Origin of the sequence: Isoptericola sp. NPDC057191, from assembly GCF_042670225.1 — a bacterium.
GTDB lineage: Bacteria > Actinomycetota > Actinomycetes > Actinomycetales > Cellulomonadaceae > Isoptericola.
Genome location: NZ_JBHUWC010000022.1, coordinates 1 through 25,066 on the forward strand (window position 1 = coordinate 1; position 25,066 = coordinate 25,066).

Here is a 25,066-nt window from a genome sequence, read left to right on the forward strand (position 1 = left end):
GTCGCCGGAGCGGGCGTGGGCCCGCGCCAGCGCCTCGCCGCAGAGCTGGGCGTAGGCGCGCGCCCCGGCGGCGCGCATGACCTCCACGTCCGCCCCGCCCTTCCAGTCGTAGAGCTGGCGGAGGTAGAAGTCACGGACGACGCCGTCGACGCCCGCGACCCGCTGCCAGCCGAGGAAGACGTCGCCCGCCGCCTGCATGAGCCGCTGGCCTCGGACGACGCGCTCGCCGTGGTTGTCGTAGCGGCTCGGCGGCAGGAACCGCTCCAGGACCGAGCGCTCCGCCTGCTTGGCCTGCAGCATCAGGGTGTCCGAGTCGTCCCGGCCGCGCAGCAGCACGACCCAGGCGCGCGTACCGACGCTGCCGACGCCCACCACCTTGCGCGCCATGTGCAGGTAGGTGAACTCCGCCATCGGGTGATGCTCCTGCCCGAGCGTGGGCAGGTACGAGGCGATCAGGTCGCGCATCCAGGCCTCGGCCTGTGCCCGGTCCCGCGCGAGCGGCACGAGGTCCTCGACGGGCACGACGAGCGGCGGGCTGGCGGCGATGCGCAGCTCGCCGTCCCTGACCTCGACGAGCTTGGCCGTGGCGCGCGTGCTGTCCTTCGTCCGTGCCTTCGCGAGGGCCTCCTCCGTCCGCTCCACCTGCTTGCGGCCCACCCGCTTCGCCAGGCGCTCGGCCTCGACCCAGGCCAGGAGACGGTCGGCGTCGAGCCGGTCGTACCACCCCTCCAGCACGCCCGACCCGGCGAGCTGCAGCATGCGCTCGCGGTAGGCGCGCACGACGGCGCGGTCGATGTCGGCACGCTCCTCGGCGGTGAACCCGCGATGCCGCCCCGCCACCTCGAAGCTCGTGGCCAACCGCTTGACGTCCCACTCCCACGGGCCCGGCAGGGTCTCGTCGAAGTCGTTGATGTCGAACACCATCGACCGCTCCGGCGTGCCGAAGACGCCGAAGTTCGACAGGTGCGCGTCCCCGCAGACCTGGGTGACGAGACCCGACACCGGGGTCGAGGCGAGGTCGGCCGCCATGAGCAGCGCCGCGCCCCGGTAGAAGGTGAAGGGCGACACCATCATCCGGCGGTGCCGGACGGGAACCAGCTCCGGCACCCGCGTCGCGTCCTGCTCCTCCAGGAGGTCGACCGGGTCGGCGCGGCCGGGCGCCGGGACCCACCCGGCGTGGGACGACCGCGGCGTGCGCCGCCGCGCGCTGCGGCCGTGCTCGGCCCGGCGCGCGAAGTCGTGCGGCGGGGGCGGCGCGAGCTCGTCCGCCGTGCTCTGCCTGACGCCCACGGGACCACCTCCTGGCCCCACGCTAGACACGATGCGGCGCGCACGGGTGGTCAGCCCTCGACGGGCGCGGACCACCGGGTGGAAGGGATCATCGAGCGATGAAGAAGCTGCCCCGCCCCGCCACCACCAAGAACCCACCCGAGCAGTTCACGGGCGACGTCTGGCTCGACCCGATCGCCGTCCCGCAGGAGCCCGGCCAGCGGATGGTCGTGGCGCTCGTCCGGTTCGCGCCCGGCGCGCGCACGGCGTGGCACTCGCACGCCCGCGGCCAGACGCTGCACGTCGTGTCCGGCGTCGCCCTGGTCGGCACGCGCGACGGCGTCGTGGTCGAGGCCCGGCCCGGCGAGACGGTGTACTGCCCGCCGGGGGAGGAGCACTGGCACGGCGCCTCGCCCGACGACTTCATGGAGCACCTGGCCATGCTGGAGAACGCCGACGACCCCGCCGCGACGACGACGTGGCTGGAGCACGTCACGGACGAGCAGTACGCCGCGGCGCCGTGGCTCGACGTCTGACGCCTCAGATCAGCAGCGGCGCCAGGCCGAAGCCGAGGGCGACGGCCGTCGCCACGGACACCAGCCCCGGCACCATGAACGAGTGGTTGAACAGGTACTTCCCGATGCGGGTGGTGCCGGTGTCGTCGAGCTCGATGGCCGCGACCACGGTGGTGTACGTCGGCAGCAGGAACAGCCCGGTGACGGCGGGGAACGACGCGACCATCGTCGTCGCGGCCACGCCCATGCCGGCCGCGACGGGCATCAGCGCGATCGTCGTCGCCGCCTGCGAGTAGAGCAGCGCGGAGGCCAGCAGCAGCACCACGGCGAGCATCCACGGGTACTGCCGGATGAGGTCGCCGCCCAGCTCCTCGATCTCTGCCGTGTGCCCCTGCACGAAGGTGTTGCCCAGCCAGGCGACGCCGATGATGCAGACCGCGGCGCTCATGCCGCTGCGGAACGTCTGCTGCGTGATCACGGTGCCCACGTCGATCTGGCAGAAGACGGCGATGAGCAGCCCCGCCAGCAGCATGAACGTCATGATGGCGCCGCTGCGGGTGATGGTCGGGTCCTGGATGAGACCCACCGAGTCGGACACGGCGGTCGAGTACAGCACCACGACCAGCAGGGCCGCCGCGAAGATGATCAGCGACAGCAGCGCTCGCGGCTTCGCGACGAACTCGGTGCGCTCGCGGCGCTTCACCAGCCCCTTCGCGAGCCGCTCCTGGTAGACGGGGTCGTCCTGCAGCTCGACACCCTGACGGGACGCGACGACCGCCCCGACCATGCAGCCCACCAGGGTGGAGACGCCGGCCACCGTCAGCAGCGTGAGGTAGTCGACCCCGAGCGGCTCCACGACGGCGGCCATCGCCACGACCGCTGCGGAGATCGGGGACGCGGCGATCGCCATCTGGGATGCCACCACCGCGATCGACAGGGGGCGCGACGGCCGCACGTTCGACTCCTTCGCCACCTCTGCGATCACGGGGAGGGTGGAGAACGCGACCTGCCCCGTGCCGGCGAACACGGTCATGAAGTAGGTGACCAGCGGCGCGAGGAAGGTGATGTTGCGCGGGCGCGACCGCAGCAGCACCTCGGTCTTCGCCACGAGGTAGTCCAGGCCGCCGGCGGCCTGCATCGCGGCGATGGCCGCGATGACGCACATGATGATGCCCAGCACGTCCCAGGGGACGCCCGTCGCCGGGTCGACCTCGAGCCCCAGCAGGCCCAGGACGATGACCCCGGCGCCGCCCGCCAGCCCGATCCCGATCCCCCCGATGCGCGCACCGATGAAGACGAAGACCAGGACGACGACGAACTGGACGACGATCACCGTGCGGCCGACCCTGGCCCGGTCTCGCGCCCGGACTCCTGCTCGGTCTCCTGCTCGGTCTCGTGCTCGGTGTCGTCCTCGGGCCTGGGGTCGGGCGGCGTCCCTGCGGCGTCGTCCGACTCCACGACGTGGGACGCCTCGCCCTCCTGCCCGAGCGGCGGGATGCCGCGCTCGTCCGGCCCGTAGAACCGCCCGGAGTAGCGCGGGTGCAGGAAGTTCTCGGTGGTGAGGATCGCGTCGACCTCCGCGGCCGTGAGCAGGCCGCGCGCGATCACGACGTCGCGCACCGAGCTGCCGGTGCGGGCCGCCTCCTTGCCCACCAGGTCGCCGTTGTGGTGGCCGATCACCTCGTTGAGGTACGTGACGATGCCGATCGAGCCGAGCACGTGCTGCCGCATGACCTCCGCGTTCGCGGTGATCCCGACCACGCACTTGGTGCGCAGCGCGTCGCAGGCGTTCGTCAGCAGGCGGATCGACTCGAACATCGACTCCGCGAGCACGGGCTCCATGACGTTGAGCTGGAGCTGGCCGGCCTCGGCGGCGTGCGTGATGGTCACGTCGTTGCCCATGACCTTGAAGCAGACCTGGTTGACCACCTCGGGGATCACGGGGTTGACCTTGGCGGGCATGATCGACGACCCGGCCTGCAGCTCGGGCAGGTTGATCTCGTTGAGGCCCGCGCGCGGCCCGGAGGACAGCAGGCGCAGGTCGTTGCAGATCTTCGACAGCTTGGCCGCGAGCCGCTTCACCGCGGAGTGCACGGCCAGGTAGGCGCCGTTGTCGTACGTGGCCTCGACCAGGTTCTCCGCGGGCACCGTGCCGAGCCCGCTGACCTCCGCGAGCCGCCGCGCCGCGACCTTCGGGTAGCCGGGCGGGGTGTTGAGGCTCGTGCCGATCGCCGTCGCCCCGAGGTTGACCTCGAGCAGCAGGTCGGCGGCGTTGCGCAGCCGCTTGACCTCCTCCGCGACGTTCACCGAGAAGCCGGCGAACTCCTGCCCCAGGCTCATCGGCACCGCGTCCTGCAGCTGGGTGCGACCCATCTTCGGCAGCTCTGCGAACTCCGACGCCTTCTCGTCCAGCGCCCGCGACAGACGGCGCACGGCGACGACCAGCGCGTCGACCAGGGCGTGCACCGCCAGGCGGAACCCCGTCGGGTAGGCGTCGTTGGTGGACTGCGACTTGTTGACGTGGTCGTTGGGATTGATGACGTCGTAGCGGCCGCGGGCGAAGCCGACGCGCTCCAGCGCGAGGTTCGCGATCACCTCGTTGGTGTTCATGTTGACGCTCGTGCCCGCGCCCCCCTGGAACACGTCGACGGGGAACTGGTCGAGGCAGCGGCCCTGGACCAGCACCTCGTCGCACGCCTCGATGATGGCGTCCGCGATGTCCCGCTGGATGGCGCGCAGCTCCCGGTTCGCGAGCGCCGCCGCCTTCTTCACCATCACCATGCCGCGGATCATCTCCGGCACGTCGTTGATGGTCGTGCCGGAGATCGGGAAGTTTTCGATCGCCCGCACGGTGTGGATCCCGTAGTACGCCTGAGCGGGGACCTCCTTGCGTCCGAGGAGGTCTTCTTCGACGCGTACCTCGGCCGTGGGTCCAGCCATGGGTTCAGCCATGGGGCAGACGCTAGCAACGGCGCCGTCGCGACACCCGACGAGCACTCGGGGCGGCGGGACCCGCCCGTGGTCGGCGTCGGCGCGGACCGGTCGCTCCGCGGCCCGCCGGGTGGTACGTCTACCGGGTGAGCACGACGGTGCCGGCCTCAGGGCGCGTGCTGGTGGTCGAGGACGACCGCCAGCTGTCCGCCATGCTCGCCGAGCTGCTCGGCGACGCGGGGTACGGGGTGGACGTCGCCGGGGACGGGCAGCGTGGGCTGCACCTCGGGCTCACGCGCACCTACGACGTGCTGCTGCTCGACCGTGGCCTGCCCGCGATCGACGGGCTGGACGTCCTCGGTCGGCTGCGGGCGCAGGGCGTCACCACCCCGGCGCTCGTGCTGTCCGCGCTGAGCAACCCCGTGGACCGCGTCGAGGGCCTGGACGCGGGTGCCGAGGACTACCTGGGCAAGCCGTTCGACGTCGACGAGCTGCTGGCCCGCCTGCGTGCGCTGCGCCGTCGAGCCGGGGCGGTCGTGGGCGGGACGGAGCAGGTGCGGTTCGGCGGTGGCGCGTTCGACGTGGCCGCGCGCCGGGTGCGGTTCGACGACGGTCGCGCTCCCGTCGACCTGTCGGACCGGGAGGCCGCGCTCGTCGAGCTGCTCGCACGTCACCCACACCAGGTGTTCGGGCGCGACGCCGTGCGCGACCGGGTGTTCCCCGAGGCGACGGACGACGGGGTGGTCGACACGTACGTCCACTACCTGCGCCGCAAGCTGGGCCGCCGGGCCGTCACCACGGTGCGCGGCGTCGGCTACCGGTGGGGGGAGCCGTGACGCCGGGCGGCGCGCGCCTGTCCGAGCGGGAGCAGCTGCGGCGCACGAGCCGCCGCCTCGGGCTGCAGACCGGTGCGCTGGTCCTGGGCTGCGTACTCGTGGTGGCCGGTGTCGCGGCCGGGCTCGCCGCGCGGGCGTTCGCGGAGGAGACCACGAGCCGCCTCGAGTCGGCGGTCGAGTCCACGGAGCGGGTGGACGACGTGGGAGCGGGGCTGTGGGTCGCCGTCGCCGCTCCGGGCGGTGTGCAGACCACGCCCGGCATGCCGGAGGGGCTGCCCGACGTGGCGACGATGGAGCAGGTGGCACGCACCGGCGACGAGGTGCGCGACCGCGTGACCCTCCCGTCGGGGGAGTACGACGTGCTGACGGACGTGGAGCGGGGCCGCGTCGTGCAGGCGGTGGCGGACACGGCCGAGAGCCGCGAGGAGCTGGCCCGGATGCTCACCGCGCTCGCCGTCGCGGGCGGGGTGGGCGTCCTGCTGGCGACGGCGGCCGGGTGGTGGTTCGCCCGGCGTGCGGTGCGGCCGCTGGCGACGGCGCTGGCCATGCAGCGCCGGTTCGTCATGGACGCGAGCCACGAGCTGCGCACCCCGCTGACGCTCCTGTCCACGCGCGCCCAGCTGCTGCGGCGCCGGCTCGACGATCCCGACGGCGGTCGCACGGCTCGTGTCGGCGAGGACGTGGACGGGCTCCTCGCCGACACGGCGGCCCTCACGGAGATCCTGGACGACCTGCTCGTCGCGGCCGACGCCCGTGCGGTCGAGCGGGTGCCGGTGGACGTGGCCGCCGTGGTGCGGGAGGTCGTGGACGCGGTACGCCCCACGGCCGAGGGACGCGGCCTGCGTCTGGTCCGCGAAGGCGTCGAGGAGGCCGTGGTGGTCGCGACGCCCGTCGCCGTCCGGCGCGCGGTGACAGCCCTGGTGGACAACGCCGTCGACTACGCCGGCAGCGAGGTCCGTGTCCTGGTGCTCGTGTCACGCGACGACGTGCGGGTCGTGGTCGAGGACGACGGCCCGGGCGTGCCCCAGGACGTCACCGGCCTGTTCGACAGGTTCGCGTCGGGTCGCCGGGACGAGGAGGGACGTGCGGGTGCGGAGGGTGCGGACCGACGGCACTACGGGCTGGGCCTCGCGCTCGTCGCCGAGATCGCCGCCCAGCACGGGGGCAGCGTCGCGGCGGGTGCGCGGCAGGACGGCGCTCGCGGTGCCCGGCTCACCGTGCTGCTGCCGCGGGCGCGGCCACGCCCGCGCTGATCACCTCCCCGTCGGGGCGGACCGCGAGCACGAGGCTCGCGCCCTGCCCGGCGGCCCAGGACACGCCGTCGGGCCCGAGGGCGAGGACGCTGGTGGCCAGGACGTCCGCCGCCGTGAGGTCGCCGGCGACCACGGTCGCGGCAACCAAGGACTCGGCGGGACAGCCGGTGCGACCGTCCCAGACGTGCGCACCGCGCTCGTAGGTGCCGGACGTCGCGACGGCGCCGTCGACCACCTCGACCCGGGCCAGCAGGGCGTCGCGCCGGAAGGGCGACCGGACGCCGACCACCCAGGGACGGCCGTGCTCGGCGCGCCCCACGGCCACGACGTCGCCCCCCGCGTTGAGGCACAGGTCGTGGAAGCCGTCGGCGCGCAGCTGGTCGGCCGTGCGCTGGGCGGCCCATCCCTTGACGACGCCGTTCGTGTCGAGGGTGCCGTCCGGGCGGCGGACGTCGAACGCCCCGCCGCTGGCCCGGCGCGCCGCCTCGGCGAGGTCGAGCACCTCGCGCAGCTCGCCGGAGGGCACCGGGACCTGTCCGCGCGCGTACCGGCACAGCTCGCTGTCCTGGCGGTACGGGCTGAACCGCGCGTCCGCGGCGTGCAGCCGGTCGAAGGCCGCTCGGACGGCCGCCCGCGACCGGGCGTCGTCCGGGGCGCGCAGGACGAGCGACACCGGGACGCCCATGACGGTCTCCACGTGGCGCACGCTCACCCCCGCGCGTCGATCGCCGACTGCACGGACTCGCGATAGCCCTCGGACGTGTACGTCGCTCCCGAGACGGTGTCGATCTGCGCGGACTGCGCGTCCACGACCTCCTGCGCGAGGACCGGCGTGGACCGGGCCGCGATCTGGGAGCTCTCCGGGCCGGTCGGCGACTGCACGGTGACCACGTCGTCGATGTGCGTGCCGGAGAACGTCACGGCCACCTGGACCGGCCCGTACGGGGTCTGGGCGACGTCGCCGGTCACGGTCACCGTGGACGTGTCGGCCGAGCCGGTCGACGTGTCCGACGGCGACGCGCTGCCGGAGGACGTGCTGCCGGGGGACGTGCTGCCGGTCGCCGGGTCCGCGACGCCGCTCCCCGTGGCGCTCGTCAGGGTGCCCGGGTCGGCGACGGGCACGCCGAACCGGGCCAGGGCCGCCGCGCCGAGGGCGGCCAGCGTCCCGGCGTAGACGATCGTGCCCCGCCAGCGTCGTGCGGTCATGACAGGCTCAGCTCCTCGTGATGGACGGCCGATCGGGGGACCCCCGCTGCACGCGCCGCCCGCTCCACGGCGCCCACCATGCCCGGCGGGCCGCACACGAACACGTCGCGGGCCGCGACGTCGGGGACGAGGGCCGCCAGGGACCGGGCGTCGAGGGGGTCGTACCCGAGATCGGCGCGCCGCCCGACGACGGGCAGGTACGTCATCGCGGTGGCCTGCGCGAGCTCCTGCCCGAGGCCCAGTCCGTCCGCCGTCCGCGCCCGGTGCACGACGACGACGTCGTGACCGCGCAGGACCAGGTCCTCGGCCAGGGCCCGCACGGGGCCGATGCCCGCACCGCCGGCGACGAGCAGGACGCCGTGCCGTCGTGCGCGGTCCGCGGTGAACCGTCCGAACGGCCCCTCGAGGTGGACGCGTGTGCCGGGCCGCAGGCGGGCCGCGGCACGCGAGTGGTCGCCGAGCGGGCCGATGGTGAACCGCAGCTCGTCCCCGGTGGGCGCGGTGGACAGCGAGTACGGGTGCGCCGTGACGAGGTGCCCCCGGGTGACGAAGCGGACCAGGAAGAACTGGCCGGCGACCGCGGGCAGCTCCCCGAGACCCGGCCCCGACACCCACACGCTCGTCATGCCGCCGGCTTCCGGGACGACGGCGGTGACCCGGAGGCCGCGCCGGCCGGCGTCGACGAGCGGCAGGACGAACCGCCAGGTGAGGACCGCCGCCGCGGTCGCCACGTAGAGCAGCACCCACACGGTCCGCGCGGCCGTGGAGCCGACGAAGTGCGCCCCGGCGGCAATCTGGTGCCAGAACGCCAGGTAGATCCCGGCGTAGATGCTCAGGTGCACGAGGAACCAGGCCTCGTAGGACAGGTGCCGGCGCACCAGCCGGGCGCTGCTCGCACCCACGGCGAGGAAGACGGCCGTGCCGAGCAGCGCGAGCAGGAGGTCGGGCATGGTCGCCAGCATCGACAGGGCCTCGGGCCACGGCGCCTGCCGGGTCAGCAGGCTCGACCCCTCGACCATGAGCAGCACGTGGGTCACCACGAGCAGCACGACCGTGGTCCCCAGGGTGCGGTGCCAGGCGACGAGACGGTCCAGACCGACGGCCCGCTCGAACCACGGCACCCTGCCCACCAGCAGCAGCTGGGCGCAGACGAGGACCGACGCGACCAGGCCGACGAGCTCCCCGAGGCCGGTCAGCGCCGCCCCCGGGGAGGTGCCCGCCGTCGTCGGCGTCCCCCGCCACCAGAAGGCGACCGTCGCGGCGACGGCCACGGCCAGGGCGCCGCGCAGGACGACCCCGCGCAGGAGGACGCCGCCCGGCGCGCGCCCCCGGCCCGCCCCGACCGGAGGGTGCGTCGGCCGGGGGCGGGGCCGCGGAGTGGCGAGCGTGCTCATGCCCTCAGTCTCGGGAGGGATTCTTAGAGCATTCTCGGAGCTGCCTCCGACTTTCCGGCCGCTTCCCGCGACGGTGACGTCCCGGCGTCGACCGGTGCCGTGCCGCGACGCACCGTGAGAGGCTGACGGGATGCGCGTGGACGTGTGGTTGTGGGCGGTGCGGCTCTTCAAGAGCCGTTCGGCGTCGGCCGCTCTGCTGCGGTCGGGCCGGGTCCGGGTGAACGGCACGGTGGCCAAGCCCGCCACGTCCGTCACGGTCGGCGACACCGTCACCTGGCGCGACCCGCTGCGCGACCGCAAGGTCGTCGTCGTCGAGCTGCTCCCCAAACGCGTGGGAGCCCCGCTCGCCGTCAAGGCGTACCGGGACGAGAGCCCGCCCATGCCGACCCGGCAGGAGCGGGAGGCCGTCGGCGTCCGGGACCGCGGTGCCGGCCGGCCCACCAAGCGGGAGCGGCGCGAGATCGACCGGCTGCGCGGCGGGCACCGCTGAGGAAAGTTGTCAGACCCAGGTGAGCCTCCACCGTCACGTGGCTCTGACAGCTCGCGGGGGCGGGTCGATAGGGTCGCCGGATGACGACCGAGCACACCGACAGGATCGCCGCCCTCCTGCGTGACCACCCCGTCTGGGACGGGCACAACGACCTGCCGTGGGAGGCGCGGGACCAGGTGGCGTACGACTGGTCCCGCCTGGACATCGAGGCCGGCACCGAGGGCCGCACGCACACCGACGTGCCGCGGCTGCGTGCCGGCGGGGTGGGCGCCCAGTTCTGGTCGGTCTACGTGCCGTCCAACCTGCCGGGCAGCGCCGCCGTCACCGCGACGCTGGAGCAGGTGGACGCCGTGCGCCGCATGGTGGCGCGCTGGCCGGAGCACTTCCGGCTCGCGACGACGGCAGACGACGTCGTGGCCGCGTGGGCGGAGGGGCGGATCGCGTCGCTCATGGGGGCCGAGGGCGGGCAGTCGATCGACTCGTCGATGGGCGCGCTGCGGATGCTCTCCGAGGTGGGCGTGCGCTACATGACGCTCACGCACAACCACCACAACCCGTGGGCAGAGTCCGCGACCGACGCGCCGCCCGCCGACGGCCGGTTCGACCAGGGCGGCCTGACGGCGTTCGGGCGCGAGGTGGTGCGCGAGATGAACCGCCTCGGGATGCTCGTCGACCTGTCGCACGTGTCGGCGGGCACGATGCGTGCCGCCCTCGACGTCACGGAGGCGCCCGTGATCTTCTCGCACAGCTCGGCCCGCGCCGTGTGCGACGTGCCGCGCAACGTGCCCGACGACGTCCTCGCGCGCCTCGCCGGCAACGGCGGCGTCTGCATGGTGACGTTCGTGCCGAGCTTCGTCACCCCCGCGATCGGGGAGTGGCGCGCGGCGGCGGGCGAGGCGGCGACGCAGGCAGGCATCGCCCCGAACGACTACGCGGGGTTCGCCGCGTTCTCCGACGAGTGGGAGAAGAGCCACCCCAAGCCGCCGACCACGCTCGACGACGTCGTCGCGCACGTCGAGCACGTCCGCGAGGTCGCCGGGGCGGCGCACGTCGGGCTCGGCGGCGACTACGACGGCGCGGGCGGCTTCGCCGACGAGCTGCGCGACGTGTCCGGCTACCCGGCGCTGCTCGCGGCGCTCGCCGACCGGGGCTGGTCGGACGACGAGCTCGCCGGCCTGGCCAGCGGCAACGTGCTGCGGGTCCTGCGTGCCGCGGAGGACGTCGCGGCACGGCTGCAGACCGAGCGCGAGCCCAGCGTCGCCCGCATCGAGGATCTCGACGCCTGACGGTGCCTGACAGTGCCTGACGGTGCTGGTGGCTGCCGTCAGGCGCTGAGGGACCGCTGCGACCAGCTCATGCCGAGGGCGCGCAGCACGTCCTGCGGGTCACGCCGGGTGGCGTCGGTGTAGGCGCGCAAGGACATGACCGAGGCGGTGAGCATGGTGGTCAGCACCTCGCGGGCGAGCCGCGAGTCGTGGCTCGCCTCGTCGAGGAGCTCCTGGACCACCCGGGAGCGGATCCCCAGGTCGGGCTCCGAGCAGGCGGTCAGCAGCGCGATCGTCATCGCCCCGGCGTCGGCGCCGGGGCGGATGCTCTTCTCGTCAGTGCTCATGGCGTCCCCCTCCGCGGCCCGACAACCCCCGGTCTACCGCACGAGGACGGCAGGCGCACGCGGAACGGCGGCGCGTCGAGGTGCCCAGCGTGCCGGCAGCTTGCGGCGCTGACGCGCGGCACGGGAGGATGCGGCGCGATGAGCCCCTCGCCCGCGTCACGTCGTCGTCCCGCGCTGCCCGCCCTGCTGGGTGCCGGCCTCGTCGGCGCGCTCCTGCTCTCCGGCCCTGCCGCCGTCGCCGACGAGGGGCTCACGGAGGAGTCGCACAACCGTTACGAGCTGCGGGCGAAGGACAGCGAGGTCCGTGCCACGGTGACCACCACCATCGGCAACGTGACCCCGGACCGCGGGCTGACGTACTACTACTACACGTCGTACGCGATCCCGGTCCCCGCCGGGGCGGAGCACGTGCGCGCGGTCAGCGGGGGCGTGTCCCTGCCGGTGTCGCTGGAGTCGACCGAGGACCCGAGCACCCGGTACGCCGTGGCCACGTTCTCCCCGCTGCGGTACGGCAGCACCCGCACGATCGACTGGGCCTTCGACATCCCCGGCGAGCCGGTGCGCTCGAAGGACTACACCCGGGTGGGGGACGGCTTCGCCACGTTCGCGGCGTCGGGCCTGGGCGACGCGGGCCGTACGACGGTCGAGGTGGTGCTCCCCGCCTCGATGACCTTCGACGCCACGTCGGACGACTTCACCACGAAGCGCACGGGCCGCACCGTCACGTACACGGCCACCGAGAACTCCGACAAGGACGGCATCTGGGCGGTCGTGTCGGCCCGGGACCCGAAGAAGTCGGACCAGAAGCGGGTCCGTGCCGCCGGCACGACGCTCACCCTGCAGAGCTTCCCGGGTGACGGGAAGTGGACGAGGTTCGTCTCCCGGAAGCTGGAGAAGGGGCTGCCGGCGCTGGAGGACGTCGTGGGTCGGCCCTGGCCGGGCGGCCTCGAGACGATCCGCGAGGACGTGTCGCCCAAGGTCCTGGGGTACGCGTGGTTCGACCCGGGCAAGGACGAGATCGTCATCCCGGAGGACCTGGACGACGCCACGCTGTACCACGAGCTCGGGCACGCCTGGCTGAACCCGGACCGGCTCTCGGCGCGGTGGCTGTCCGAGGGGATGACGGAGGTCGTGGCGCACCGCGTGGTGGCCCGCACCGGCGGCACCAGCGACCCGTGGAAGGCGCCCGACCGGGACGCCGCGGTGGCCCTGCCGCTGTCGGCGTGGGAGGCGAACCCGGGCGAGCTCGACGCGGACGTCGAGGCGTACGGCTACGCCGCGTCGTACACGGTGGTGCAGAAGCTGCTGGGCGGGCTGGACGACGACGCGTTCACCGCGGTCGTGTCGGCCGCCCAGGCGGGGGAGAGCGCCTACGAGCGGCCCGGCTCGACGGACGAGAACTACGCCCGCACGGACTGGCGGCGCTTCCTCGACCTCGTCCAGACGCGCGGCGGCGTCGACGGTGCGCCGCAGGTGCTGCGCACCTGGGTGCTCGACGGCGACCAGCGGAAGCAGCTGCGGGGGCGGGGCGAGGCGCGCGACGCGTACGCGGCGGTCGACGAGGCGGACGGCGCGTGGCAGCCGCCCCTGGGGCTGCGCACGGCGATGACGCGCTGGGAGTTCGGGGACGCGAAGGACGTGCGGTCCGCGCTCGGCGACGCCGCGGCGGAGGCCGGGGCCGTGCAGGACGCGGCCCGGCGGGCGGGCGTGGCGGTGCCTGCCACCGTCCGTGGGGCGTACGAGGACGCGTCGCACGACGAGCAGTACGCCGCGCTCGGGTCCTTGCTGCCGCAGGCCGCCGCCGTCACGACGCAGGTGGGTCGGGCCGTGCGGGCCGCGGACGCCGACCGGGACCCGGTGTCGGGGCTCGGGGCGCTCGCCCTCGGCGTCGACCGGTCTGCGGAGCGCGCCCGGGACGACCTGGCCGCCGGTGACCTGGACGAGGCCGCCGCGCACGCCGACGCGGCCGCGGACCGGTCGGGTCTCGCGACGGTGGCCGGGGCGGGGATCGTGCTGCTCGTGCTCGCCGTGGCGGCCGGCGCCGTGGGGCTCGTGCTGCGCGGCCGTCGTCGGGCCCGGGACCGGGGCGACGGCGAGGGGACCGCCGCCGACCCGTCAGTCGTGCAGGATCCGCTGGAACAAGGCGTGGTCCTGCCAGCGCCCCGCGATGTTGAGGTACCGGGGCGCGGTGCCGATCCGCTCGAAGCCGGTCCGCGCGAGCACCCGCTGTGACGGCTCGTTGTGCAGCAGCGTCGCGGCCTGGACGCGGTGCAGCGCCAGGTCGTCGCGCGCGTGCGCGCACGCGGCCTCGACCGCCGCGGTCATGATGCCGCGGCCGGCGAGGGCCGCGTCGACCCAGTAGCCCAGGTGCGCGCTGCGGAACGCGCCGAGCACGATGTCGCTGAGGTTCACGCGGCCGACGACGTCGCCGCCGCGGTCCAGGACGAGGGGCACGGACCGCCCGGAGCCGTGTGACAGGAGCTCCACGGGGATGCGCAGGGCGTGGTACTGCGCCTCGTAGAACTCGGCGGGCCGCTCCGGTTCCCAGGGCGCGAGGTGCTCACGGTTGCGCGCGTACGCCGCGGCGAGCGCGGGGCCGTCGTCGCGGTCCAGCAGGCGCAGCGTGACGCCGTCGGGAAGGTCGGCGGGCAGGTGGGCGGGGATCGACTCGGGCTCGGGCACGACGGCGAGCCTAGACCGCTGCCTGAGCCCGGAGCGCGGCGAGGGCGTCGCGCACCTCGTGCGCGAGCGGGCGCTCCTGGTGGGACGCGATCCAGGCCTCGAACCCCACCCGGAACGCCGAGACCCCGGCCTCGGCGACCATCGACGCCGCCGGCTCGGTGACGCCGCGCTCCCGCAGAGCGGCCGCCGCGGCGTCCCGCAGCGCGGCGAGCTTGAGGAGCTCGCGCTCCTGGAGGCGCGGCGTGGCGGCGACCACGGCGGCGCGGCGCGCCGCGAACTCGCGCCGCTCCTCGAGGGCGGACGCGGCGAGGGCGAACGCCTCGCCCACCGCGTCGAGCGGGGCGGCGTCGGGGGGAGCGTCGACGACGGCCGCGACGACGGTGCCCTCGAGCTCGTGCGAGCCGTCGAACAGCACCTCGCGCTTGTCGGCGAAGTGCCGGAAGTACGTGCGCTCGGTGACGCCGGCGCGCTCGGCGATCTGGGCGGTCGTCGTCTGCTCGAACCCCTGCTCGGTGTACAGGTCGAGCGCAGCGCGCGTCATCCGCCCGCGCGCGTCGGGTTCCCATCGGGCCATGCCGGACAGTCTAGTGATGACAGCACCTGACATCAGGTGTAGCGTGAGTGATGTCAGCAACTGACATCACTTCGAGGAGAAACCATGCGCGTCTTCGTCACCGGAGCCTCCGGCTGGATCGGCTCCGCCACCGTGCCGCACCTGCTCGCCGCCGGGCACGAGGTCGTCGGACTGGCTCGGTCCGACGCCTCCGCCGACCGGCTCGCCGTCCTGGGGGCCGCTGCTCACCGAGGCAGCCTCGACGACCTGGAGAGCCTGCGTGCCGGCGCCCGGCAGGCCGACGCCGTGATCCACCTGGCGTTCAAGCACGACTTCTCCGACTATGCCGGGGCGGGCCGCACCGAGCGGGCGGTGGTGCAGGCGTTCGTCGACGAGCTGGCGGGCACCGGACGGTCGCTGCTGCTGGCGTCGGGGCTGGCGGGGGCGCCCGGGAGGGTGCTCACCGAGCGGGACGCGTCGGCGTTCAGCGGTCCGGACGCACCGCGGGGCGGGTCGGAGGGGCTGGCGCTCGACGCCGCCGCGCGGGGTGTCGCCCCGGTGGCGCTGCGGTTCGCGGCGACCGTCCACGGCGTGGGCGACCACGGTTTCGTCGCCCAGCTCGTCCGGATCGCGCGGGAGCGTGGCGTGTCCGGCTATGTCGGGGACGGGACGAGCCGGTGGCCGGCCGTCCATGTCGGTGACGCAGGGCGCGTCGTCGCCCTCGCGCTCGACAAGGCGCCGGGCGGCACCGTGGTGCACGCCGTGGGCGAGGAGGGTGTCCGGCACCGGGAGATGGCGGAGGCGATCGGCCGCGTCGTCGGCGTGCCCGTCGCGTCCGTCGACCCTGCCGACGCGGCCGAGCACTTCGGCTGGCTCGGGGGCTTCTGGGGGATGGACGCGGTCGCGTCCAGCGAGCTGACGCGCGAGCTGCTGGGCTGGGAGCCGGCCGGTCCGACGCTGCTCGAGGATCTTGCCGCGGGCGCCTACGACCACGTGGCGCGCGGCTGACGACGCCGGACGGCTTCCGTCCCGACGGGTCAGCCGGGGCGGTCCTCGTCGGCCAGGCGGGGCTCGGTGCGCAGGGCGGGGCGCACGCCCGCCTTGTCGGCGTAGAAGGCGCGGACGACGTCCATGTCGGCGCGCACGTCGCCGGTGAGGTGGATCGTCGGCCCGAGGCCGGTGGTCATCGTGGTGCGGTCCACGTACCCGAGGGTCACGGGGAGGTCGGCGGCGCGGGCGATGCGGTAGAAGCCGGACTTCCAGCCGTCGCCGGAGCGGGTGCCCTCGGGCGTCACCACGAGGTGGAAGACCTTTCCGGCCTGGACGCGCGAGAGCACGTCCTCGACCACGCGGCTGGGGTCGCGACGATCGACCGGGATGCCACCGAGCGCGCGCATCAGCGGCCCGCGCCAGCCGGCGAACAGGGTGTGCTTGCCCAGCCAGCGCACGTCCAGCCCGAGCCGCCACGCGATGGCGAGCATGAGCACGAAGTCCCAGTTGGACGTGTGCGGCGCACCGACCAGCACGCCCGCCCGTGCCGGGACGGGCTCGCTGCGGAGGGTCCAGCGACTGAGCCGCCAGTAGATGCCGGCGAGCGCCCGCCGCAGGGTTCTGAGCATCGGGCGACTCTACCCGCCAGGGCCCCACCGTTCCGTGCGCCTTCACCATCGTCTGCCTGGCGCGCCGGCGTGGCACGTGGTGTGTCGTCGCCTCCGAGGCCCGCTCGATTTCTGTGCTTTCGGCCGACCGGGCACGACGCGCGGGCTCCTGGCCCCAGTCCGCCTCCACCGTCATCTCGTGCTCAGCCGCACGCCGTCCCGTGCAGGCGGCGCAACTCCGGCTGGGCGGGAAGCTGCTCCTCAGCCGCATCGGCTCCTGGTCAACGCCCAGGTCTCGGGCCCTGCCGAGAGGACACGAAACGAGGGGGCCTCGGAGGCGACGACACGCCGCGCGCCACGCCTGCCGCGCGTGCGCCGTCCTGTCAGCCGGCCACCACGAGCGCGAGCACCCCGGCCGCGACGGCGAGGGGCGCGACCACCACGCCCTGGCCGACGACGCGGCGCATCAGTCCGGCGGGCGCGGAGAACGTGTGGCGGCGGTACTGCTGGAGCCACAGCAGGGTGGCCAGCGACGCCCAAGGGGTGATCAGCGGCCCCGCGTTCACGCCCACCAGGAGAGCTGCGAGCCGGGCGTCGTCGCCGGTGACGGTCGGGGCGAGCGCGAGGTAGGCGGGCAGGTTGTTCACGGCGTTCGCGGACGTCGCGCCGACGGCAGCGACCTGGGCGAGCCCGGCGGCGTCGTCCCCCGAGCCGACGAGCGGGGCCAGCAGGTCCGTGAGCCCGTGCGCGTGCCACGTACCGACGACGGCGAACAGGCCCGCCGTGACCACGACCGTGCGCCACGGCACCATCTCCCGCACCGGGACGAGCAGCGGCGCCCGTCGCCAGGCCGTCGCCGCCCCGAGGACGGCGGTCGCGCCGAGCGCCACGGGCAGCACCGGCAACCCCGCCGCGAACCCGGCGCCCATGAGCAGCACCACCGCGGCCGCGACGCGCAGCAGCACCACGTCGGCGACGTCCCGCCTCGACGGCAGCGCATACCGGCCGCGCAGCGCACGGGCGTGCAGCGCCGCGAGCGTGACCAGGACCACGACGAGCACCGCCACCGCGGGCGCCGCCATCACCCCGAGGTAGCCGGCGTCGAACGACGAGGCCGCCATGAGGTTCGTCAGGTTCGAGACGGGCAGCAGCAGCGACGCCGTGTTCGCGAGGGCCAGCACGGTCAGCGCGAGAGGGAGCGGGTCCCGGTCGAGGCGCCGCGCCACCGCGACGACCGCGGGGGTCAGCAGGACGGCCGTCGTGTCCAGGGACAGCACCACGGTGCACGCCGCCGCCACGACGGCTACGAGCAGCCACAGCACCCACGCCCGCCCGCGGGCGAGCCGGGCGGCGCCGTCCGCCACCGCGTCGAACAGCCCGGCGCCGGCGCAGAGCTCCGACACGACCGTGAGCAGGACGACGAAGCCGAGCACCGGGCCGGTGAGTGCGGCGAGGGAGCGAGCGTCGTCCGCCGGGAGCGCGCCCGTCAGCGGCAGGACCACGACGAGCAGCAGGGCCGGCACCCACAACGGTGGCAGGAACCTTCTCACCTGGCGGCCAGGGCCCGTCACCGTCGGCTCGCGGAGCGTGTCACGGGGTGAGCGTAGACGGCCGCTCCCCGCGTCGCCGTCCTGGATCGACGCGGTGGATCGACGTAGTGATCGGTGCCCTGCCGGCAATCAAGGGGTATGAGCACACGACGACGACGCCCCGGGGACGCCTCCGCCGCGCTGCTCTTCGCCCTGGTGGCCGTGGGCTGCGCGACCGTCTGGGTCGTCTCGGCAGGCGTGCTCCTCCTGACGACGCCGACCGCGCCCCGGACCGCCGGCTGGCTGTGCACCGTGGCCGGGACGGTGGTGCTCGTCGCCGTCGCCCTGCTGGTCGCGTCGCTGCTGCGCGGGCCGACGAGGATCGTGCCCCTCGACCCCTCCGGCACGCGCTGGTCCCTGCGGGCCGCCCCGCTCCCGCTCCGGATGGCGAGCTCTGCCCCGCTCGCCGCCGGCTCGCGCGGAGAGGCGCTCGCGGCTCAGGTCGTGCGCGCCGCGACGCGGCACGACCCCCGGCGCGCCGACCCCGCCCGCGCCGTGCTGCTGCTGCAACTGATCCTCGAGCTGGCGGACCGGACGCCCGGTCGCCCGGGCTCGACGACGGACGAGGCCGAGTGGGCGCGGGTGCGTGCTGCCGTGGTCGACCTGACGCTGCGCGCGTCCGACCACCCTCCGCACCCCGTCACCCTGCTGCCGTGGGAGGAGCACCTCGCCGCGCCGCGCTGACTCGGCCGGCACCTTCCTCCGCGGCCCTCGCGGTCGTCCCCGGACGTACGTGCCGGGGTCGGGCATCGCGCCAGGCTACCGAGCGGCGCGCAAGGCCTCCCGGGCCTGCGCGGCCGCCGTCGCGCCCGCCGGGTAGGGCAGGTCCTGCGCCAGGGCTGCGGCCTGGGCGAGGACCGACCACGCGCGGTCCGCGTGACCGGTGCGGTGCAGGGCGACGGCGTGCGCGACCTGCGCGTCCACCTCCGTGAGACGCTCGCCCGCCTGCTGCGCCCGGCGCGCCTCGGCCGCGGCGAGCTCGACGGCGCCCGCCGCGTCGCCGGTACCCAGCGCGCACCACGCCGCGAGCACGGGGGAGGCGGCCGCCTCCGCACCGAGGGCGTCCCGGGCGTCCTCGGGGCGCCCCGCCCGCAGCGCCACCTCCGCCCGGGCGGTGCTCACCTCGCGGCGGGCCTTCTCGTCGTCGATGCGGGCGGCGGACTCGTCGGCACGGTCGAGCAGGAGGACCGCGGCGTCGTCGGCTCCGGTGACCGACCGCACCCGCGCCAGGGCCGCGAGCGCATAGGGCAGTCCCCACGCGCCGTCCAGCTCCGCCCCGGCCACGGCCTCCTCGGCCAGGGCGGTCGCGGTGTCGACGTCCTCCCGGTGCAGGTACAGCTCGGCAAGGTTGGCACGCTCGAACGCCGCGGAGACGGGGTCACCGGACTGCGCCACGAGGTCGAGGGCCCGCCGGCTGAGCTCCACGGCGTCCTGCAGCCTGCCGCTGCGCCGGGCGTTCTCGCGCAGCGTCGACAGGACCGTGCCGAGCAGCGTCGGGTCGCCGAACGCCTCCGCGGGCGCGAGCGCCCGGTCGCCCGCCTCCCTGGCCTCGGCGAGCCGCCCCGCCTGTCCGAGGTTCGACGCCTGCTGCGCGCACGCGCGCGCGAGCAGCCCCTGCCCCGCGGGACCGGGGACGCGTCGCGCGGCCTCCAGGGCGCGGCACGCCGCCTCGTACGCCGCCTCGTGCCGGCCCTGCGCGCCGTGCAGCGAACCCCAGGCCAGGTGGTGCGCGGCCACCGTGGCGGGCGAGGCGTCCGGACCGGCGGGGTGCCGGTGCAGCACGGCCGCCCCCTCCTCGTGCTCACCCGTGCGCAGGAGCATCTCCGCCAGCCGCGCGCCGGCGAGCGCGGTGTCGTCGTGGTCGTCCCGCCGCGCGAACTCCGCGAGGGCGCTCCGCAGCACGGCGGCCGCCTCGTCGAACCGCCCCATCCGGCGCAGCACCTGGCCGTGGTCCAGGCGGGCGCGGGCGGCGTCGACGTCGAGGCGCGCGACCAGGTCGCGGTAGTAGCGGTCGGCGGTGTCGTTGGCGTACAGGGCTGCGGCGCGCTCGGCGGCCCGGCGCAGGTACTCGGCCGCCCGCGGGTCGTCGGTGCGGGCGAAGTGCGAGGCGAGCACGTCCACGGCCTCGGGCCGGCGGCGCAGCACGGTCTGCGCGAACGCCGCGTGCAGACGGCGGCGTCGGACGGCGCTGAGCCGGTCGTAGCAGGTGAGGCGCACCAGGGGGTGGCGGAACGCGAGGCCCGGCTCGGCGTGCCCGTCGACGACGACGGCCCGCTCCTCGACGAGGGACGCCGCCAGCGCCCGCTCGACCGCGTCGGCGGCCGCGGCGCCCGTGAGCGGCGGGTTCAGGCCGGACGCGGCGACGTCGAGCAGCTCGGTGAGCGCGGCGTCGCCACCTGCCGCCGAGAGCGCCTCGACCACGCGGCGGGCGTCGGCGTCGAGCCGTCCGAGCCGCTCGTCGACCAGCTGCCGCACGCCGAGCGGGGCCACCGCCGCGTCGCCGTCAGCGCTGTCGGTGGCGTCCGCGGCAGCGGCGGGGTCGGCGAGACCGCGGGCGAGCTCGGCGGCGAACAGCGGGTTGCCGAGGGACAGGTCCCACACCCGCCCCAGCCGTTCCGCCGTCGCCCCCGCGGCGTCCGCCGCGACGGCGAGGCACGCGTCGCGGTCGAGGCGCCCGACCTCCTCGGTGCCGGCGAGGCCGGCGCGCACCAGGGACGTCAGCCCGACGCGGCGGGGGTCGCCCTCGGGCAGCTCCTCCCACCGCAGCGTGACGAGGAACCGCAGCGGCGCACCGGCCCGCGCAGCCAGCCGCGCGAGATGGCCGAGCAGCTGGAACGACCCGGTGTCGGCGGCGTGCAGGTCGTCCAGCACGACGACGACGGGGCGCGCCGCGGCGAGGTCGCCGAGCAGCGCCGCGGTGCCACGGAACAGCCGGTCGCGCTCCTCCTCGGGGCTGCGACCCCCGCCGTCCGCGCGGCCGAGCGAGGGCAGGAACGCGGCCAGCTCCGGGTGCTCGGCCCCCACACGCGCGCGGGACCCGGCGCTCTGCTCGGCCAGCCAGCCGTCGAGCGCCTCCGCGAACGCCCCGTACGGCGTGTGCCCCTCGGCGTCGTGCCCGCCGCCCCACAGCACCGCCGCGCCGTCGTCGGCGGACCGGCGCGCGACCTCCGCGACGAGCCGCGTCTTGCCCACCCCCGCCTCGCCCGACAGGAGCCGCACGGGCGGCCCGCCGTCCGCCAGGAGCCGCTCGAGCTCCGTCTCCCGCCCGCGCAGCGGCGACGCGGCGGGAGCGCGCAGCGGCGCGGGCAGGGCGGCGCCGATGGGCGCGCCGCCCGGGGAGGCGTCGAGCGCGAGGCGGTGCAGGCGCTCCGTCTCCGGGCCGGGCCGGACCCCGAGCTCGGCGTCGAGCGCCTCGCGGCACGCGTGGTACTGGTACACGGCGCGCCGCCGCAGCCCCTGGCGCAGGAACGCCTCGATGAGCACCCGGTGGGCCAGCTCCTCCGCGGGGTTGTCCGCGAGCACGCGCTCCGCGGCGTCCATCGCACGCGTGACGTCGCCCGCCGCGAGGTGCGCGCCCGCCAGAGCCAGCTGCACCTGCTCGCGCAGCGCGACGAGCCGCTCGCGGCGAGCCTGCGCCCACGTGGCGTACCGGTCCTCGGGCAGCAGCTCGCCGGTGAACAGGTCCAGCGCCGCGGCGAGGTCAGCCCGGTCGCCCGACGCGAGCGCGGCGCGCGCCGTCGTCTCCGCGTGGTCGGCGTCGATCCACACGGTCTGCGGGTCGAGCAGCAGCATCGTCCCTGCGGACACCAGGTACGACGACGCCGCCCGGGGCGCGAGCTCGGGCTCGAGGGCACGCCGTGCCGCGTGCAGCGCCACCCGCAGGCTGCCGACCTGCGCCTGCCCGTCCGCGTCGGGCCAGCAGACGTCCATCGCCTCCTCGCGGTGCAGGCGGTGGTCGCCCGCGACGGCGAGCAGCTTGACGAGGGTGCGGGCGCTGGGCCGGGGCCACCGCTCCGGCAGCGGCGGCCCGCCGTCGCGGGTGACGCGGAACCCGCCCAGCAGGTGCAGCCGCAGCAGCGGGACGGGTGGCACGACGGCGGCAGGCTCCTCCCTGGCGTGCCGCACGGTCATGCCGCAGATCCTAGGCGCGCACGCCGAAGACCCCTCGACCGGAGGTCGAGGGGTCCTCGGCAGCCGACGCTCAGTCGGCCGTCACCATCGGCTGCTCAGGAGAGCGTGAACGTCGTCAGCTGGTGGATGCCGCCGTCCAGCGACAGGACGCCGCCGCCCAGCTGTGCCGCCATCCGGTTGACGCCGAGGTGGTCGTAGTTCAGCGAGACCACGTCGTCCACCCCGTCGCCGTCCAGGTCGTCGGCGAGGAAGGTGCGTGCGCCCATGGGACCGGTGATCCCGATGCTGGGCTGGAACGGCACCACGTTGTCCAGCTGCGACGGGTCGTACGCGGCGACCCCGCCCTCGAGACCGGTGAGGACCAGCCGACGGCCGGCGGGGCCGGTCACGAACTGCGCGGTGCGTGCGGGCGCCGTCACGGATCCGTGTGTGACGGTGCCGTCACCGGGGTAGCCGCTGAAGGAGCCGAAGCTCAGCAGATAGAGGGGGTCGTTCTTGCCGTCGATGAAGAAGTTGCCGTGCGACCACGGGCTGCCGCTGATGTCCTGCTGCAGCAGCTCGCCGGTGCGGCCGTCGCGGATCTCGACGACCACGGTGGCGGTGCTGGCGGCCTCCGCGCCCGTCACGCTCGGGTCAGCCATGATGATCCAGGTGTAGACGACCGCGTTCCCGTCCGCGAAGGCGATCTTCGGCGAGGCGAAGACACCGTGGTCGAGGACCGCGCCGTGGATCTTCCCGTCCATGGCCTGGGCGGGGGCGTCCGGGGTCACGTGCCAGCGCGGCTCGCCGGTGGTGCCGTCGAGCGCGGTACCGCCGACCGACGGGGCGTCGTCCCAGAGCGCGTCCTCGGTCGTGTACTGGGCGTACACCGTGCCGCGGTCCACCTGGACGTCACCGAACACCACGTCCGTGCGCTCGGTGGGCGCGGCGTAGGTCCACAGGACCCGGCCGCGGGCGTCGTAGGCCCGCACGGCGTCCGTCGGGACGACGACCTCGTCCTTGCCGTCGCCGTTCACGTCCGCGACGGTGACGGTGCGCACGTACTGCCCGGCCCCGTCGATCGTCGTCAGGACGTTGCCGGTGGCACCGTCGAGCACCACGGTCGCGGTGTCGGCGGCGACGACCACCTCGGGTCGTCCGTCGCCGTTCACGTCGCCGTGCTCCACGCGGTGGATCTCGCCCGGCACAGTGGCCCGCCACAGCTCCTTCGGGGTGCCCTTGACCAGCGAGGTGCCCTTCCAGGCCCACACGCCGTGCGAGGAGCCGCCGGCGACGACGTCGTCCTTCCCGTCACCGTCGAGGTCGACGGTGGTGCCGGCGTTGAGGTCGCCCTGGAGCGGGGTCAGGTCCGTGGCCCTGCCGTTGCCCAGCTTGTAGGTGCGGATGTTCTGCCCCTGGTCGACGACGCGCACGACCGCGGCCTTGCCCGAGGTGTCGACCTGCTGGAACCGCGGGGACGCGTCGGTGCCGTCCGCACGCCACTTCAGGCGGCCGGCGCTGGTGTAGGCGCTGAGCGTGCCGTACCGCAGTCCGGCGACGTTGTCGGCCTCGTTGATGTCCTTGTCGTCCTGCGACGACGCGACGAGCAGGCCGCCAGCCACGTCGAGGCTCCAGACACTGGGCCCGTCCGCGCCGTTGGCGGCGTCCCGCTTGGTGGTGACGGTCCACTTGGCGGTGGATCCGTCGTCGCCGTCCAGCACCCGGATCGTGCTCGCGTTGATGTAGCGGACCGCGTCGAGGGTCGACTCGGCCACGATGTACTCCGCACCGTCACCGGAGGCGGCATCACCGATCGTCATGGCCGTGGGCAGAGCGTTGACGCGGGTGTTGAGGACGGTGCGCTCGCCGTCCGTCAGGCCGTACGACACGACCTGGTACCGCACGGCGTCGCGCGTGTCGGCCTGCTCCAGGGCCACCACGCGGCCCCGGGCAGGGTCGAGGTGGAGCTGGCGGCTGTACAGGTCGCTCTCCTGCTGCCAGACGACGGAACCGTCCGCCACGTCCAGGACCATGGTGTGGCCCTGGCCCGCCGCGGTGTCCGACTTGCGGAGGTTCCACGACGTCGCGACGGTGCCGTCGCCGAGGTCGGTGAGGTCGCCCCAGCCGACCTCGCCGGTCACCGCGGGGTCGAAGGTCCACGTCTCCGACGGCGTGAGCGCGCCGTCCGCGACGGTGAACCGCGTGCCGGTGAGCGTTGCGGTCGAGCCATCGGGGGCCCAGCCGTTGGCGCTCGGCGTGTCCGCGACGAGCAGCGTGTCGCCGACCACCTTGACCGTGGAGGCGAACGCGTATGCCTTCGACCAGACCGTCGCGCCCGTCTTCCCGTCCAGGACGGTGACCTCGGTCCCTGCGTTCAGGTTCGTTCCGGGGAAGCGTGCGCCCACGGGCGGCTCGATGCCGAGGCTGGCGGAGAAGACGAGGTCTGCGGTCCCGTCGCCGGTGAGGTCACCGGTGGTGTAGCCGTCGTCCGAGCCCGTCGAGAACGGCGAGACGGCGTCGTACCCCATGACGACCCGCGCGGGGTACATCTCCCGCTCCCACGGACGCGCGGGCGTGACCTTCCAGTCGGCGCGCAGCGAGGTGTTGCCGCGCTCCCAGACGGTGGAGCCGTCGGCGTCGTGCAGCTCGACGTTGCCGAGGCCGTGCACGCTGAAGTACTGCCGGCCGGACGCGGGGATCGTCACGCCCAGACCGCGGACGCCCTCCCGGGCAGACCGCTGGGTGAACGTCACGGGGGTCGTGCCGCCGGTCGTGCCGCTCGTGCCGCTCGTGCCGTCGGTCGTTCCGGTCGTGCCGGCGTCCTCGACGTCGTCCGCGACGTCGTCCTGCACGCCGCCGTACACGTCGGAACCCATGTCCTGCGCGAGGCGGTCGGCCTGGGCGTCGGTCAGCGTCATCGCGCCGTCGTCGGCCGCCAGGGCCTGGGGGGCCGCGGACAGGACGAGCCCCGCCGCGACCAGGGTGGAGGCGAGCCTGGCGGCCTGCCTGGAGTGAGTGGTCCTCATGG

21 protein-coding genes are annotated in these 25,066 nt (G+C 75.0%); 8 read left to right on the plus strand and 13 right to left on the minus strand.

What is annotated here, in order from left to right; all coding sequences use genetic code 11:
• The coding region (locus ACFT55_RS05435) for a DUF2252 domain-containing protein (RefSeq protein ID WP_380242340.1) at window positions 1-1,290 on the minus strand (1,290 nt) is incomplete at its 3' end.
• A gap of 98 nt (window positions 1,291-1,388) precedes the next feature.
• Here ACFT55_RS05435 and ACFT55_RS05440 point away from each other — a divergent pair.
• Window positions 1,389-1,805: a cupin domain-containing protein gene (locus tag ACFT55_RS05440; protein WP_380242342.1), complete on the plus strand. Its 417-nt coding sequence runs from the start codon at window positions 1,389-1,391 to the stop codon at window positions 1,803-1,805.
• Window positions 1,806-1,809: 4 nt separating this feature from the next.
• Here the strand turns inward: ACFT55_RS05440 and ACFT55_RS05445 are convergent, their stop codons facing one another.
• Both ACFT55_RS05445 and aspA read right to left on the minus strand, forming a co-directional pair.
• Window positions 1,810-3,117 carry an anaerobic C4-dicarboxylate transporter gene (locus tag ACFT55_RS05445; RefSeq protein ID WP_380242344.1) on the minus strand — a complete coding sequence of 436 codons (1,308 nt, stop codon included), beginning with the start codon at window positions 3,115-3,117 and terminating at the stop codon, window positions 1,810-1,812.
• Window positions 3,114-4,724, minus strand: a complete 1,611-nt coding sequence (gene aspA, locus ACFT55_RS05450) for an aspartate ammonia-lyase (protein WP_380242346.1) — start codon at window positions 4,722-4,724, stop codon at window positions 3,114-3,116. Before aspA ends, ACFT55_RS05445 begins: the two co-directional genes overlap by 4 nt.
• Before the next feature lie 137 nt (window positions 4,725-4,861).
• Here aspA and ACFT55_RS05455 point away from each other — a divergent pair, with 137 nt between their 5' ends.
• On the plus strand, window positions 4,862-5,551 hold the full coding sequence (locus tag ACFT55_RS05455; protein ID WP_380242349.1) for a response regulator transcription factor: 690 nt from the start codon (window positions 4,862-4,864) through the stop codon (window positions 5,549-5,551).
• Window positions 5,536-6,804: a sensor histidine kinase gene (locus ACFT55_RS05460; RefSeq protein ID WP_380242351.1), complete on the plus strand. Its 1,269-nt coding sequence runs from the start codon at window positions 5,536-5,538 to the stop codon at window positions 6,802-6,804. Before ACFT55_RS05455 ends, ACFT55_RS05460 begins: the two co-directional genes overlap by 16 nt.
• On the opposite strand, the gene ACFT55_RS05465 is transcribed toward ACFT55_RS05460, so the two are convergent.
• From ACFT55_RS05465 to ACFT55_RS05475, 3 genes are read right to left on the minus strand one after another with little or no spacing between them, the layout of a single operon-like run.
• Window positions 6,764-7,516: an FAD:protein FMN transferase gene (locus ACFT55_RS05465; RefSeq protein WP_380242353.1), complete on the minus strand. Its 753-nt coding sequence runs from the start codon at window positions 7,514-7,516 to the stop codon at window positions 6,764-6,766. The genes ACFT55_RS05460 and ACFT55_RS05465 overlap by 41 nt on opposite strands.
• Window positions 7,513-8,010 carry an FMN-binding protein gene (locus ACFT55_RS05470; protein WP_380242355.1) on the minus strand — a complete coding sequence of 166 codons (498 nt, stop codon included), beginning with the start codon at window positions 8,008-8,010 and terminating at the stop codon, window positions 7,513-7,515. Before ACFT55_RS05470 ends, ACFT55_RS05465 begins: the two co-directional genes overlap by 4 nt.
• Window positions 8,007-9,404: a ferric reductase-like transmembrane domain-containing protein gene (locus tag ACFT55_RS05475; RefSeq protein ID WP_380242357.1), complete on the minus strand. Its 1,398-nt coding sequence runs from the start codon at window positions 9,402-9,404 to the stop codon at window positions 8,007-8,009. The genes ACFT55_RS05470 and ACFT55_RS05475 overlap by 4 nt, the downstream gene beginning before the upstream one ends.
• 130 nt (window positions 9,405-9,534) lie before the next feature.
• Between ACFT55_RS05475 and ACFT55_RS05480 the strand changes: the two genes are divergently transcribed.
• Entirely contained in the window at window positions 9,535-9,894 is a 360-nt protein-coding gene (locus tag ACFT55_RS05480) for an RNA-binding S4 domain-containing protein (protein WP_380242359.1), read from the plus strand.
• Window positions 9,895-9,974: 80 nt separating this feature from the next.
• A complete protein-coding gene (locus ACFT55_RS05485) occupies window positions 9,975-11,180 on the plus strand; it encodes a dipeptidase (protein WP_380242361.1) in 1,206 nt (401 codons plus the stop codon).
• 38 nt (window positions 11,181-11,218) lie between these two features.
• On the opposite strand, the gene ACFT55_RS05490 is transcribed toward ACFT55_RS05485, so the two are convergent.
• Window positions 11,219-11,506: a hypothetical protein gene (locus ACFT55_RS05490; RefSeq protein WP_380242363.1), complete on the minus strand. Its 288-nt coding sequence runs from the start codon at window positions 11,504-11,506 to the stop codon at window positions 11,219-11,221.
• A gap of 138 nt (window positions 11,507-11,644) precedes the next feature.
• On the opposite strand from ACFT55_RS05490, the gene ACFT55_RS05495 reads away from it, so the two are divergent.
• Window positions 11,645-13,738, plus strand: a complete 2,094-nt coding sequence (locus tag ACFT55_RS05495; protein ID WP_380242365.1) for a hypothetical protein — start codon at window positions 11,645-11,647, stop codon at window positions 13,736-13,738.
• On the opposite strand, the gene ACFT55_RS05500 is transcribed toward ACFT55_RS05495, so the two are convergent.
• Window positions 13,622-14,188, minus strand: a complete 567-nt coding sequence (locus tag ACFT55_RS05500; RefSeq protein WP_380242368.1) for a GNAT family N-acetyltransferase — start codon at window positions 14,186-14,188, stop codon at window positions 13,622-13,624. The genes ACFT55_RS05495 and ACFT55_RS05500 overlap by 117 nt on opposite strands.
• A 10-nt stretch (window positions 14,189-14,198) precedes the next feature.
• Window positions 14,199-14,762: a TetR/AcrR family transcriptional regulator gene (locus ACFT55_RS05505; RefSeq protein WP_380242370.1), complete on the minus strand. Its 564-nt coding sequence runs from the start codon at window positions 14,760-14,762 to the stop codon at window positions 14,199-14,201.
• Window positions 14,763-14,846: 84 nt separating this feature from the next.
• Here ACFT55_RS05505 and ACFT55_RS05510 point away from each other — a divergent pair, with 84 nt between their 5' ends.
• Window positions 14,847-15,749 (plus strand): SDR family oxidoreductase, encoded by a 903-nt coding sequence (locus ACFT55_RS05510; RefSeq protein ID WP_380242372.1) that lies wholly within the window; start codon window positions 14,847-14,849, stop codon window positions 15,747-15,749.
• Between the two features lie 29 nt (window positions 15,750-15,778).
• Here the strand turns inward: ACFT55_RS05510 and ACFT55_RS05515 are convergent, their stop codons facing one another.
• Together ACFT55_RS05515 and ACFT55_RS05520 are read right to left on the minus strand one after the other, a co-directional pair.
• Entirely contained in the window at window positions 15,779-16,360 is a 582-nt protein-coding gene (locus ACFT55_RS05515; protein WP_380242374.1) for a 1-acyl-sn-glycerol-3-phosphate acyltransferase, read from the minus strand.
• 362 nt (window positions 16,361-16,722) lie between these two features.
• Window positions 16,723-17,862, minus strand: coding sequence for an SLC13 family permease (locus tag ACFT55_RS05520; RefSeq protein WP_380242376.1), 1,140 nt, complete (start codon window positions 17,860-17,862; stop codon window positions 16,723-16,725).
• A gap of 165 nt (window positions 17,863-18,027) precedes the next feature.
• On the opposite strand from ACFT55_RS05520, the gene ACFT55_RS05525 reads away from it, so the two are divergent.
• The gene (locus ACFT55_RS05525; protein ID WP_380242378.1) at window positions 18,028-18,612 is read left to right on the plus strand and encodes a hypothetical protein; all 585 of its coding nucleotides are present in this window, start codon (window positions 18,028-18,030) and stop codon (window positions 18,610-18,612) included.
• Between the two features lie 75 nt (window positions 18,613-18,687).
• Here the strand turns inward: ACFT55_RS05525 and ACFT55_RS05530 are convergent, their stop codons facing one another.
• Together ACFT55_RS05530 and ACFT55_RS05535 are read right to left on the minus strand one after the other, a co-directional pair.
• Complete coding sequence (locus ACFT55_RS05530) at window positions 18,688-22,059, minus strand: ATP-binding protein (protein WP_380242380.1); 3,372 nt, start codon at window positions 22,057-22,059, stop codon at window positions 18,688-18,690.
• Window positions 22,060-22,154: 95 nt separating this feature from the next.
• The gene (locus tag ACFT55_RS05535; RefSeq protein WP_380242382.1) at window positions 22,155-25,064 is read right to left on the minus strand and encodes an FG-GAP repeat domain-containing protein; all 2,910 of its coding nucleotides are present in this window, start codon (window positions 25,062-25,064) and stop codon (window positions 22,155-22,157) included.
• Between the last annotated feature and the right edge of the window lie 2 nt (window positions 25,065-25,066).